Here is a 12,560-nt window from a genome sequence, read left to right as displayed (position 1 = left end):
TAAAAAAATTTATGGCTATTAGTATGAAAAATAGAGATTTTATATTTTATATAACGATCATTATAAAAATTTGTTGACGTGTGACCCGGATCACATCTATGATTTAACTATCGATCGTTAAGTTAATCTTTTCGACACACATTCATCTGCTAAAGGTCACTATCATGAAAAACGTAAAAACTCTGTTCGTTGCTGCTGTTCTTAGCTCATTGTCATTTGCAAGCTTTGCCGCTGTTGAAGTTCAGGCCACACCTGCGGGTCAACAGAAAGTCGGTACTATTTCTGCGAATGCGGGCACTAACTTAGGTTCTCTGGAAGATCAGCTGGCGCAAAAAGCGGATGAGATGGGGGCCAAGTCTTTCCGTATTACTTCCGTTACCGGTCCTAACACTCTTCACGGGACTGCGGTTATCTACAAATAAGTTTTAACCCTTCGCAATGCCACTGCGAGTTAAATAAAAAACCCCGCGGAATAAAATCCGGCGGGGTTTGTTTATATGTGGAGTTTACAGCGGTTGTTCAGCGACGTCTTGATGACGGGTTACATCAACCGGCATGCCTGAGCGAATTTCCATCGCATGCTCCATGACTGTGCTATCCGTCTGCGCTGCATTTTTAAACGTCTGCATTGATTTGTTCAATACGATCGGCAGCAACTGCGGGTCGTCATTGATTTTTTCTGACAGCGGCTGATGAACTTCAACCAGTCTCACGCCGTTAGGTTCAACAGATGCTTTGATCGGCGTATTGATAATATTGACCTTGGTTCCGGGCGTTACTTGACGGAACAGGGTTTCGATATCTCCATCGCGCAGACGAATACAACCAGAACTGACACGCATTCCTATGCCAAAATCAGCATTGGTTCCGTGCAGCAGGTACACGCCGCCGTAAGCCGCTAAGCGAATGGCATGATGACCCATCGGGTTATCCGGCCCGGCAGGTACTACGGCAGGAAGGTCGATCCCGTTCGCTTTATATCGTGCGCGGATATTTGCCGTGGGTGTCCAGGTGGGGTTGGCGCGTTTATCAGAAATAGTTGTCACCATTGTCGGAGTTAGCGTGTCACCGCCTAACTGGCCAATACCAATAGGATAGACGGTCACCGAATTTGTACCCGGCTGGTAATAATACAGACGCAGTTCGGCGAGGTTGATGACAATGCCTTCGCGCGGCGCGTCTGGCAGCAGGGTTTGCAATGGGATAGTCAAAACGCTGCCCGGACGGGGGACATACGGATCAACGCCGGGGTTGGCCTGCAATAGCGCTAAAAAGCCGACATTATATTTTTTAGCAATCGCTTCCAGAGAGCCACCATTGTCTTCAACAACGTGAACAGCATTCTGACCTACCACGCGGCTTCCCGGTGGAGGTAGCGGCCAGGTATTGGCCTGAACCGGAAGTGCTAACGTGAAGGTCGCTGCCAGCGTAAAAAACGCTAACCAGCGTGAGAGTCGTTTATTGTTTAACATCACCATAAATCCATTGTTTTTACGTGGTTTTTATTATGTAAAAGTAAACAGGAATTATGGCGGCTTACTGTGTCGGGAAGTGCAGGGAAGTGCAAAGAGTTTGTAAATTCATCAGGCCGGGTGAGTGGTCTGCTCACCCGGCCTGATGCTAGGCTACGGCGTTCTCTTCAAGCTGGCGCATAAACTGGCGGACCCAGTCGATTCGCGTTTTACGCTCACCCAACTCCTGCATGAATTTCAGGCGGGTTGGACCATCCAGACGGAAATGCTGCGGCTGCTTTTGCAGTAAACCAATCAGCCAGACCGGGTTGACGTGATTTTTCTCGGCAAATTCAATCGTACCGCCTTTTTCATTGCTTTCGAGCTTTCTAATCCCCAGTTTCTGCGCCTGTTGACGTAAACGGGCGATATCCAGCAACGTACGAGCCGGATCGGGAAGCAGACCAAAACGGTCTATCAGCTCGACTTTAATTTCTTCCAGCTCGGTTTCACCTTTCGCACTGGCAATGCGCTTGTAGAACGACAGTCGCGTGTTGACATCCGGGATATAGTCATCCGGAAGGAGTGACGGCATACGCAGTTCAACTTCGGTTTGTTGGCTGGTGAGATCTTCCAGCGAAGGTTCTCGCCCTTCTTTGAGCGCATCGACGGCGTTCTCCAGCAGCTCCATATACAGCGAGAAGCCGATGCTTTCCATAGAACCGCTTTGATCTTCGCCCAGTAGTTCCCCGGCGCCTCGAATTTCGAGGTCGTGGGTCGCCAGCGCAAAGCCTGCACCCAAATCTTCCAGCGAGGCGATGGCTTCCAGGCGCTTTTGCGCATCGGTGGTCATCGCTTTTGGATGCGGCGTCAGTAGCCAGGCGTAGGCCTGATGGTGTGAGCGTCCCACACGACCGCGCAGCTGGTGTAATTGCGCCAAACCGAAGTGGTCAGCACGTTCAATGATGATGGTGTTCGCGGTGGGAATGTCGATCCCGGTTTCGATAATGGTGGTACACACCAGGACGTTAAAACGCTGATGATGGAAATCGTTCATCACGCGTTCCAACTCGCGCTCGCGCATTTGCCCGTGGCCGATGCCAATACGTGCTTCCGGTACCAGTTCCGCTAATCTGTCGGCGGTTTTCTGGATATTTTCGACGTCGTTAAACAGGTAATAAACTTGTCCCCCACGCAGAACTTCACGCAGGATCGCCTCACGTACCACCAGGCTGTCGTATTCGCGTACGAAGGTTTTGACCGCCAGACGCCGGGCGGGCGGCGTGGCGATGATCGACAGATCGCGCATGCCGCTCATTGCCATATTGAGCGTGCGTGGAATTGGCGTTGCCGTCAGAGTCAGAATATCGACGTCCGCGCGCATGGCTTTGATGCGTTCTTTGTGGCGCACGCCGAAACGGTGCTCTTCATCGACGATCAGCAGCCCCAAATCTTTTAGCTTCACATCCGCTTGCAGCAGTTTGTGAGTGCCAATGAGAATATCGATTTTACCTTCGGCAACCTGCTCCAGGATCTGCGCTTGCTCTTTGGCACTACGGAAACGGGACAGCATTTCAATGCGTACCGGCCAGTTGGCAAAACGATCGCGGAAGTTGTCGAAGTGCTGCTGGGCGAGCAGGGTGGTCGGCACCAGCACGGCAACCTGTTTGTGGTTCTCTACGGCGAGGAAGGCGGCGCGCATCGCGACTTCGGTTTTACCGAAGCCGACGTCGCCACACACCAGGCGGTCCATGGCCAGCGGCTGACACATATCGCTGAGTACCGCGTTGATCGCCTGTGCCTGGTCGGGCGTGGTTTCAAACGGGAAGCTGTCGCAAAACAGCTGGTACTGCTCACGGTCATACTTAAAGGCAAAACCTTCTTTCGCCGCGCGCTGAGCGTAAATATCCAGCAGCTCTGCTGCAACATCGCGGACCTTCTCGGCGGCTTTCTGGCGCGCGCGTGACCAGGCATCGCCGCCAAGTTTATGCAGCGGCGCATTCTCTTCCGCGCCACCGGCGTAGCGGCTGATCAGATGCAGCGATGACACCGGCACATACAGTTTGGCGTCGTTGGCGTAGGTGAGCATCAGGTATTCACCAGTGATGCCGCCAGCTTCCAGCGTGGTCATCCCGGCATAGCGACCAACGCCGTGCTCCAGATGCACCACTGGCTGACCGGGATGCAGCTCCGCGAGGTTACGAATTAACGTATCCGGGTTGATAGTGCGACGAGAATCCTGACGGCGGCGCGCCACGCGTTCGCCAAGCAGATCGCTTTCACAAATCAGTGCCAGATTACGTTTGCTATCGATGAAGCCATGCTCGGCGGCGCCAATCATCAGATAACGACCGTTGTCTGCGGCTTCATCGAGACGCAATATCCGCTTCGGCGCGACCTTGATGCGGGCGAGCAGTTCGCCAAGCGCTTCCCGGCGTCCTTCACTTTCCACCGAGAAAATTACCGGACCGATAAAACCCTCAAGGAATTTACGTAACGCATCTAGCGGCGATTTTTGCTGCGCCTGCACGGCGATATCCGGCAGCTTCTGGAACCCAAGGTTGGTATTCGCAGCTTTGTTCGCCAGACTCTCGGTTTTTAGCTGAACGCGCGGCCAGCGTTTCAGTTCAGTAAACAGCTCATCGACCCGCAGCCACAGCGATTCCGGTGGCAGAAGCGGGCGCATTGGATCTACGCCTCGATTCTCAAAACGTGACAGGGTATCGGCCTGGAAGCGTTCTGCGCTGGTCTCGATATCGCCGGTATTGACCAATAACGTATTGGCGGGAAAGTAACTGAACAGCGACGGCAGCGACTCGCTGAAAAACAGCGGCTGCCAGTATTCAATACCCGCAGGCAACGTGCCTTTGCTGACCTGCTGATAAATATGTTCGGCGTCGCGTTTCACCTCAAAGGTGTCACGCCACTGGCTACGGAACAACTCGATGGCCGTTTTGTCGGTCGGAAATTCGTGCGCGGGCAGCAAATTAATGGCGTCGACTTCTTCCAGCGTGCGCTGGGTGTCAGTATCAAACAGGCGCAGGCTGTCGATTTCATCATCAAAGAAATCGAGGCGATAAGGTAACTCGCTGCCCATCGGAAACAGATCCAACAATGCGCCACGTGTGGCATATTCACCGTGTTCCATGACCTGATCAACATGACGATAGCCTGCGCTGTCTAACTGTTCGCGCAGGGCGTCGCGCGATAGACGCTGACCTTTTTTCATCACCAGCGCATGGCCGTGCAGATAGCTGTGCGGACAGACACGTTGCATCAGTGTATTGACCGGAACGATCAATACGCCGCGCTGCATGGCAGGCAGTTGATATAGCGTGGACAGGCGTGAAGAGATAATCTCCTGATGGGGAGAAAAGCTGTCGTAGGGCAGCGTTTCCCAGTCGGCCAGGTTCATCACCATCTGGTCGGTAAACTGACGAATTTCGTCATGCAAACGTAACGCATTTTGCATATCCGGTGCAATCAGCACCACTGGCCCCGCGTGATGTTCAGCGATTTCTGCGACCAGCGTTGCGCAGGCGGCGCCGGTGAGTTCACCCAACTGGCGCTGATCGCCTGCTTTCGCTGGGAGCGTGTAACGATGTTGTTCAGGCATTCGGTTGTCAGGATCTCGTATATATACATCTGATAAGCAATGTCCTTTATTATCCGTGATCGTTTCTCATAAGCAAATTGATTCGCCCCCAAAGGGGGGCAAAAAACGCGTTGAGGTTAGCGCGAGGCGGTCGATAAAGAAGGCGGGGAAAAGAGCAGATCGGCCACGGTTTTTTGCGAAATTTTACGCACCAGCAGGCCAAGCAGGGTGCACAGCAGAAGGCAAGCGAACGGATACACCAGAAGCAGGGCCAGCTCCGCATATGCAGGCCAGATAGCATGATTAATTTTGGGTATTAACGTTAAGCTGAACAGCTCAACCAGAATACGGTGAGTGGTGTAAATGGCGATGGTATTGGCACCAATCACGCTTAACGGACTGGACGTGCGCATACCAAAGCGGAGCTCAAATTGATAAAACAGCTTCATGATCAGCACAATGGAAAGAAGAGAAAGCAATAGTGAGACATTTGCCAGCCACGCGACGGCGGCGACGATTGTGCTAACCAGAAAAAACACAGCATGGCGGCGCAAGGGAACCTCTTTGATCCATTCCATCAGCGTTGCGCCAAACCATGCGCCGAGGCTGTAGTATGGCAGATTACGCATCACGCTGTTCATTCCCCACCACGGCGTCGGGACAAAATTGATCGCCACGCTCAGCGCCACAAATAGCGCTAATAGCGGCATCGCCCAGCGGCTGAAAATCTTACACAGAACAAAATAAACAATCAGCGCGTACAGATACCACAAGCTGGTGCTGGCGGTGAGCATCCCGTGGGCAAAGCCACCGAGTGAACCGGCATAGGCGGCATTGGCGGTATGGCTCAGGTCGCGCTGCGGGGCCAGCCAGTTATTGAGCGCGACTAACGCCAGCCATTGCGCCACTCCCCAGAGCACCAACACCCAGGCGATGTTCCAGATCCGTTTATCCAGGCAGGTTGTCCACGGGACGCTATTGATATAGCGACGGATCAGATACCCCGATATAAAGAAAAACACCGGCATGCGAAACGGCGCCAGGTACAAGTTCAGGTAAACCCAGCATTTGCTCAGCATCTCTGAAAGCGGATATTGAAAGGAGGTGAGGTGCGGGTAAAACGTGATCACCGAGTGATATATTACCACCAGACAAATACATAACCCTTTGATCTGATTAATCCATAGTTCTTTTTTAATCATCGAGACGGCGTATCCATATTGATTGCTATAGCCTGCCATCCTGCGCAACTCGCGGTGGGCTGTAATGCGTAACTGTCTGCATTTTGTTTTTTTAAGATAAAGATCAGGGGGCTGGACTTAAGGAAAGAGGGACAACTTTAGCGGATTGATTTATTTATACTTTTAGGACAAGTGCTGACGAACACTTACGGTTCAGTCATTTACCCATTCCGCTTTCGCTTATATACTCGTGACTTTGCTAACAGCAACCAGACGGATTTCATGTACCAACCTGTCGCTCTATTCATCGGCCTGCGTTATATGCGTGGGCGTGCAGCAGATCGCTTCGGTCGCTTCGTTTCCTGGCTCTCCACCATTGGCATTACTCTCGGGGTAATGGCGTTGGTCACGGTGTTGTCGGTGATGAACGGTTTCGAGCGCGAGTTGCAAAATAATATCCTTGGTCTGATGCCTCAGGCCGTTCTCTCGTCTGAACAGGGTTCCCTGAACCCACAGCAACTGCCGGAAAAAGCGGTGGTGTTGAACGGCGTCAACCGCGTCGCACCGATAACTACAGGGGATGTGGTGCTGCAAAGTGCGCGTAGCGTGGCGGTCGGCGTGATGCTGGGTATCGATCCAGCGCAAAAAGATCCACTCACGCCGTATCTGGTCAATGTGAAGCAAACAGATCTGCAGCCGGGTAAGTATAATGTCATCCTTGGTGAGCAGCTTGCCGGACAGTTGGGCGTCAATCGCGGCGATCAAATTCGCGTAATGGTGCCCTCAGCCAGCCAGTTTACCCCGATGGGACGTCTGCCGAGTCAGCGTCTGTTTACGGTGATTGGCACCTTTGCTGCCAACAGTGAAGTTGACGGCTACCAGATGCTGACCAACATTCAGGATGCGTCCCGCCTGATGCGCTACCCGGTAGGTAATATCACCGGCTGGCGTTTGTGGCTGAATGAACCGCTAAAAGTTGACACGCTGAGCCAGCAAACGCTGCCACAAGGTACCAAATGGCAGGACTGGCGCGAGCGCAAAGGGGAATTGTTCCAGGCCGTGCGCATGGAGAAAAACATGATGGGGCTGCTGCTTAGCCTGATCGTGGCGGTGGCAGCTTTTAATATTATTACCTCGTTGGGTCTGATGGTAATGGAGAAGCAAGGGGAAGTGGCGATTCTACAAACGCAGGGGCTAACGCCGCGGCAAATCATGATGGTGTTTATGGTGCAGGGGGCCAGTGCCGGGATTATCGGCGCGCTGCTGGGCGCGGTGCTGGGCGCATTGCTCGCCAGCCAACTGAACAACCTGATGCCAATTATCGGCGTGCTGCTGGATGGCGCTGCGTTGCCGGTGGCCATCGAGCCGCTGCAGGTTATCGTCATTGCGCTGGTGGCGATGGCCATCGCGCTGCTGTCTACGCTTTACCCTTCCTGGCGCGCTGCCGCCACTCAACCCGCTGAGGCTTTACGTTATGAATAAGATCCTGTTGCAATGCGACAAACTCTGCAAACGCTATCAGGAAGGCACTGTGCAAACCGATGTCCTGCACGATGTCAGTTTTAGCGTCGGCGAAGGCGAGATGATGGCAATTGTCGGCAGCTCCGGCTCCGGGAAGAGTACATTGCTGCATCTGCTGGGCGGGCTGGATACGCCGACTTCCGGCGACGTGATTTTTAGCGGCCAGCCGATGAGCAAGCTCTCGTCGGCGGCGAAAGCGGAACTGCGCAATCAGAAGTTGGGCTTTATTTATCAGTTTCACCATCTGTTGCCGGATTTCACCGCGCTGGAGAACGTGGCAATGCCGCTGCTGATAGGCAAGAAAAAACCGGCTGAAATTACCGAGCGCGCACGGGATATGCTAAAAGCTGTGGGGCTGGATCATCGCGCCAGTCATCGCCCGTCTGAACTATCTGGCGGAGAACGCCAGCGCGTGGCCATCGCGCGTGCGTTGGTAAATAACCCGCGCCTGGTACTGGCAGACGAGCCAACGGGTAACCTTGATGCGCGAAACGCGGACAGTATTTTCGAGCTTCTGGGTGAGCTGAATCGCTCTCAGGGCACGGCATTTCTGGTGGTGACGCACGATCTACAGTTAGCGAAGCGAATGAGCCGCCAGCTTGAAATGCGCGATGGTCGCCTGACGGCTGAACTGAGCCTGATGGGGGCTGAGTAATGGCGTCGCCTTTATCATTATTGATTGGTCTGCGCTTTAGCCGCGGTCGGCGGCGCGGCGGTATGGTGTCGCTGATTTCCGTGATTTCTACCGTCGGTATTGCGTTGGGCGTGGCGGTGTTGATCGTCGGTCTAAGCGCGATGAACGGATTTGAGCGTGAGTTGAACAACCGTATTCTGGCCGTGGTTCCGCATGGTGAGATTGAAGCCGTAAATCAGCCGTGGAACAACTGGCAGGAAGCGCTCGATAAAGTTCAGAAAGTGCCCGGCATTGTCGCTGCGGCGCCTTATATCAACTTTACCGGGCTGGTGGAGAGTGGGGCGAACCTACGCGCAGTGCAGGTGAAGGGTGTTGATCCGCAGCAGGAACAGCGCTTGAGCGCGTTGCCCTCCTTCGTGCAGAACCACGCCTGGAATAATTTCAAAGCCGGTGAGCAGCAGATAATCATTGGCAAGGGTATTGCCGATGCGCTGAAGGTGAAGCAGGGCGACTGGGTGTCAATTATGATCCCCAACGCCAGTGCGGATCATAAGTTACAGCAGCCTAAACGCGTGCGTTTACACGTCACTGGGATCCTGCAACTGAGCGGCCAACTCGATCACAGCTTTGCCATGATCCCAATGCAAGACGCGCAGCAATACCTGGATATGGGATCCAGCGTTTCCGGGATTGCGCTGAAAGTTAACGACGTGTTTAACGCCAATAAGCTGGTGCGAGACGCGGGCGAAGTGACCAATAACTATGTTTATATTAAGAGCTGGATCGGTACTTACGGCTATATGTATCGCGATATCCAGATGATTCGCGCCATTATGTATCTGGCGATGGTGCTGGTGATTGGTGTGGCCTGCTTTAATATCGTTTCCACGTTAGTGATGGCGGTAAAAGACAAAAGCGGCGATATTGCGGTATTAAGAACCCTCGGGGCAAAAGATGGGTTGATACGAGCCATTTTTGTCTGGTACGGCCTGCTGGCGGGTCTTTTCGGTAGCTTGATCGGCGTGGTTATTGGGGTAGTTGTCTCACTGCAACTGACGCCGATCATAAACGGTATCGAGGCGCTTATCGGTCATCAGTTCTTGTCCGGCGATATCTATTTCATTGACTTCCTGCCATCTGAATTACATTGGCTGGATGTGATTTACGTGCTGGTGACAGCATTAGTGCTGAGTCTTTTGGCGAGTTGGTATCCGGCGCGTCGCGCCAGCAATATTGATCCTGCGAGAGTACTTAGCGGCCAATAACAATATATACATTAAAGCATTTATGCTGCATCAAGGAGCGGTGATGTATTACGGATTTGACATCGGTGGGACTAAAATTGCGTTAGGCGTATTCGATAATCAACGTCGTTTGCAATGGGAAACGCGCGTCCCTACGCCGCGTGATAGTTATGACGCTTTCCTTGATGCGGTTTGCAATTTGGTAAAGGAAGCAGACCAACGGTTTGGCGTTAAAGGTTCGGTAGGCATCGGCATTCCTGGTATGCCGGAAACGGAAGACGGTACGCTTTATGCAGCCAACGTTCCCGCTGCCAGTGGTAAACCTTTACGTGCTGACCTCAGCGCGCGGTTGGACCGGGATGTACGCCTGGATAACGACGCTAACTGTTTTGCTCTCTCCGAAGCCTGGGATGACGAGTTTACTCAATATCCGCTGGTGATGGGATTGATCCTTGGTACGGGCGTGGGCGGCGGCCTGGTACTTAACGGGAAATCCATCACTGGACACAGCTATATTACCGGTGAGTTTGGTCATATTCGTTTGCCAGTCGATGCGCTGACGCTGATGGGTTTTGATTTCCCGCTACGCCGCTGCGGATGCGGCCAACTGGGATGCATCGAAAGCTACCTTTCCGGCGGCGGATTTGCGTGGTTGTATCAGCATTACTACCATAAACCGCTGGATGCCCGTGAAATTATCGCGCTGTGGGAGCAGGGTGATGAGCAAGCGCGTGCTCACGTTGAACGCTATCTGGATTTGCTGGCGGTGTGCCTTGGAAATATTCTGACCATCGTCGATCCTGATTTGGTGGTGATTGGCGGAGGCTTGTCGAATTTTACCGCTATCACGACGCAGCTGGCGGATCGGCTGCCACGTCATCTGCTGCCGGTCGCACGGGTGCCGCGTATTGAGCAAGCGCGGCACGGCGATGCGGGCGGGATGCGCGGGGCCGCTTTCCTACATCTTACCGATTAATACAAAGAGGTTGTTATGCTGTCGCGTCGGGGTCATCGGTTAAGCCGCTTTCGTAAAAATAAACGCCATTTGCGCGATCGCCTGCGTCAACGAATCTTTTTCAGAGACAGAGTGGTGCCTGAATTGATGGAAAAACCAAGAGTGCTGGTACTGACGGGAGCGGGAATCTCCGCTGAGTCAGGAATTCGAACCTTCCGCGCGGCGGATGGTCTCTGGGAAGAACATCGGGTTGAGGACGTTGCGACACCGGAAGGATTTAGTCGTAATCCGCAACTGGTTCAGTCGTTTTATAACGCCCGTCGCCACCAGTTGCAGCAACCAGAAATCCAGCCCAATGCGGCGCATATCGCGCTGGCAAAACTCGAAGCCGAGCTGGGTGATCGTTTTTTACTGGTCACACAGAACATTGATAATCTGCATGAACGTGCGGGCAGCCAGAACGTTATCCATATGCACGGCGAACTGCTCAAGGTTCGCTGCTCGCAAAGTGGGCAGATTCTGGAATGGAAGGACGATGTGACCCCGGAAGATAAATGTCACTGCTGTCAATTTCCGGCACCGCTGCGACCGCACGTGGTGTGGTTTGGTGAAATGCCGCTGGGCATGGATGAAATTTACATGGCGCTGGCAATGGCGGATGTATTCATTGCAATTGGTACGTCGGGCCATGTGTACCCGGCTGCGGGGTTTGTGCATGAGGCGCGACTACATGGGGCGCATACGGTAGAGTTAAATCTTGAACCGAGCCAGGTGGGAAGCGAGTTTGAAGAGAAGTATTACGGTCCGGCAAGCCAGGTGGTACCTGAGTTTGTGGAGAAGTTGTTGAAGGGACTGTGATCAATTTTATGTGCCGGGTGGCAGCTTCGCCTTACCCGGCATCACGCTGAATTAGCGTCCTGCTTTCAGCTTCTGATAATACTCTTCGTAAATAGCGCTTGCGGAACCGACGTCGTTCTGCCATTCCCCTTTGTTGATGGTTTCTGCATCCGGGTACAGGGTTTTATCGTTCGCGACTTCAGGACTGAGCAGCTTGCGTGCCGCCAGGTTTGGCGTTGGATAACCAATAGTTTCCGCAACTTCTTTCGCCACGTCCGGGCGCAGTAAGAAGTTAATCAGCTTCAGCGCACCTTCTTTGTTTTTCGCGTTAGCCGGAATAGAGAGGCTGTCCATCCAGAAGATCCCACCTTCTTTTGGCCAGACGACTTCAAGCGGTGTGCCTGCCTGACGCGCAACATACGCGGAGCCGTTCCACACCATCCCCAGATTGACTTCACCTTCCATATACGGGTTGGCAGGGTTGTCAGAGTTAAACGCTGCAACGTTTGGCATCAGTTTCTTCAACTCGTTATAGGCAGCTTCAATTTCTTTCGGGTCAGTGGTATTGCCGGAATATCCCAGCTTGCGCAGTGCCATCTGGAACACTTCACGTGCATCATCCGTTAACAGCAGGCTGCCTTTGTATTCCGGTTTCCACAGATCGGCCCAACTGGTCACCGTTTTCGGGTCGATGGCATCGCTATTGACGCCAATAGCCGTAGCACCCCAGATATACGGGATGGAGTAATCATTGTTGGGGTCAAACGGCTTGTTGAGCATTTCCGGATCGAGGTTGTGGAAGTTGGTCAACGTCGACTTGTCGATCTTTTGGATCATGCCTTCTTTGCGCATTTTATCGACGTAATAGGTGGACGGAACCACCAGATCGTATGCGCCGTCTTTATAAGTTTTGAGCTTGGCATACATAGTTTCATTCGACTCATAGGTCGAATAGATCACCTTAATGCCGGTCTCTTTGGTGAACTGTTCCAGCAGTCCAGGCGGGACATACTCGGTCCAGTTATAGAAATAGAGCGTGTTGTTGTCATTGGCGTGAGCGGCGCTCATGCCCAGTGCCAGAGCACCCGCCGCGAGCAGGTGGCGTGACCATTTTTTCATCATTTAACGTCCCCTGAATTAAG

10 protein-coding genes are annotated in these 12,560 nt (G+C 53.1%); 6 read left to right on the top strand and 4 right to left on the bottom strand.

The features are described from left to right. Positions 1 to 164 precede the first annotated feature (164 nt). On the top strand, positions 165 to 422 hold the full coding sequence (gene bhsA / locus OGX99_RS22025; protein WP_029139491.1) for a multiple stress resistance protein BhsA: 258 nt from the start codon (positions 165 to 167) through the stop codon (positions 420 to 422). A gap of 84 nt (positions 423 to 506) precedes the next feature. On the opposite strand, the gene ldtC is transcribed toward bhsA, so the two are convergent. From ldtC to OGX99_RS22010, 3 genes are all read right to left on the bottom strand, one after another. Next, positions 507 to 1,472, bottom strand: a complete 966-nt coding sequence (ldtC, locus tag OGX99_RS22020; RefSeq protein ID WP_151220014.1) for a L,D-transpeptidase LdtC — start codon at positions 1,470 to 1,472, stop codon at positions 507 to 509. A gap of 148 nt (positions 1,473 to 1,620) precedes the next feature. After that, a complete protein-coding gene (gene mfd / locus OGX99_RS22015; protein WP_187252629.1) occupies positions 1,621 to 5,067 on the bottom strand; it encodes a transcription-repair coupling factor in 3,447 nt (1,148 codons plus the stop codon). Positions 5,068 to 5,183: 116 nt separating this feature from the next. Continuing rightward, positions 5,184 to 6,248: an acyltransferase family protein gene (locus OGX99_RS22010; protein WP_286545084.1), complete on the bottom strand. Its 1,065-nt coding sequence runs from the start codon at positions 6,246 to 6,248 to the stop codon at positions 5,184 to 5,186. Between the two features lie 261 nt (positions 6,249 to 6,509). On the opposite strand from OGX99_RS22010, the gene lolC reads away from it, so the two are divergent. Genes lolC through cobB form a run of 5 tightly spaced genes read left to right on the top strand, consistent with a single transcriptional unit; the run spans position 6,510 to position 11,439 of the window. Beyond that, the gene (gene lolC / locus OGX99_RS22005; RefSeq protein WP_003030806.1) at positions 6,510 to 7,709 is read left to right on the top strand and encodes a lipoprotein-releasing ABC transporter permease subunit LolC; all 1,200 of its coding nucleotides are present in this window, start codon (positions 6,510 to 6,512) and stop codon (positions 7,707 to 7,709) included. Continuing rightward, complete coding sequence (gene lolD, locus OGX99_RS22000; RefSeq protein ID WP_151220011.1) at positions 7,702 to 8,403, top strand: lipoprotein-releasing ABC transporter ATP-binding protein LolD; 702 nt, start codon at positions 7,702 to 7,704, stop codon at positions 8,401 to 8,403. Before lolC ends, lolD begins: the two co-directional genes overlap by 8 nt. Further along, entirely contained in the window at positions 8,403 to 9,647 is a 1,245-nt protein-coding gene (gene lolE, locus OGX99_RS21995; protein ID WP_151220010.1) for a lipoprotein-releasing ABC transporter permease subunit LolE, read from the top strand. The genes lolD and lolE overlap by 1 nt, the downstream gene beginning before the upstream one ends. Before the next feature lie 43 nt (positions 9,648 to 9,690). Beyond that, the gene (gene nagK, locus OGX99_RS21990) at positions 9,691 to 10,602 is read left to right on the top strand and encodes an N-acetylglucosamine kinase (RefSeq protein ID WP_286545082.1); all 912 of its coding nucleotides are present in this window, start codon (positions 9,691 to 9,693) and stop codon (positions 10,600 to 10,602) included. A gap of 15 nt (positions 10,603 to 10,617) precedes the next feature. Next, the gene (cobB, locus tag OGX99_RS21985) at positions 10,618 to 11,439 is read left to right on the top strand and encodes a Sir2 family NAD+-dependent deacetylase (RefSeq protein WP_151220008.1); all 822 of its coding nucleotides are present in this window, start codon (positions 10,618 to 10,620) and stop codon (positions 11,437 to 11,439) included. A gap of 51 nt (positions 11,440 to 11,490) precedes the next feature. Here cobB and potD read toward each other — a convergent pair whose 3' ends face one another. Next, on the bottom strand, positions 11,491 to 12,537 hold the full coding sequence (potD, locus tag OGX99_RS21980) for a spermidine/putrescine ABC transporter substrate-binding protein PotD (RefSeq protein WP_003030797.1): 1,047 nt from the start codon (positions 12,535 to 12,537) through the stop codon (positions 11,491 to 11,493). Positions 12,538 to 12,560 lie beyond the last annotated feature (23 nt).

Source organism: Citrobacter sp. Cu096 (genome assembly GCF_030332285.1).
Classification (GTDB): Bacteria; Pseudomonadota; Gammaproteobacteria; order Enterobacterales; family Enterobacteriaceae; genus Citrobacter; species Citrobacter meridianamericanus.
The sequence above is the reverse complement of the archived record's forward strand: the minus strand, read 5'-3'. Positions and strand labels throughout refer to the sequence as shown.

Excerpts from the sequence above, each read along its gene's own strand:
- lolC (WP_003030806.1), top strand. The coding sequence starts at position 6,510 with ATGTACCAACCTGTCGCTCTATTCATCGGCCTGCGTTATATGCGTGGG.
- bhsA (WP_029139491.1), top strand. The coding sequence starts at position 165 with ATGAAAAACGTAAAAACTCTGTTCGTTGCTGCTGTTCTTAGCTCATTG.
- OGX99_RS22010 (WP_286545084.1), bottom strand. The coding sequence starts at position 6,248 with ATGATTAAAAAAGAACTATGGATTAATCAGATCAAAGGGTTATGTATT.
- mfd (WP_187252629.1), bottom strand. The coding sequence starts at position 5,067 with ATGCCTGAACAACATCGTTACACGCTCCCAGCGAAAGCAGGCGATCAG.
- potD (WP_003030797.1), bottom strand. The coding sequence starts at position 12,537 with ATGAAAAAATGGTCACGCCACCTGCTCGCGGCGGGTGCTCTGGCACTG.
- nagK (WP_286545082.1), top strand. The coding sequence starts at position 9,691 with ATGTATTACGGATTTGACATCGGTGGGACTAAAATTGCGTTAGGCGTA.
- lolD (WP_151220011.1), top strand. The coding sequence starts at position 7,702 with ATGAATAAGATCCTGTTGCAATGCGACAAACTCTGCAAACGCTATCAG.
- ldtC (WP_151220014.1), bottom strand. The coding sequence starts at position 1,472 with ATGTTAAACAATAAACGACTCTCACGCTGGTTAGCGTTTTTTACGCTG.
- lolE (WP_151220010.1), top strand. The coding sequence starts at position 8,403 with ATGGCGTCGCCTTTATCATTATTGATTGGTCTGCGCTTTAGCCGCGGT.
- cobB (WP_151220008.1), top strand. The coding sequence starts at position 10,618 with ATGCTGTCGCGTCGGGGTCATCGGTTAAGCCGCTTTCGTAAAAATAAA.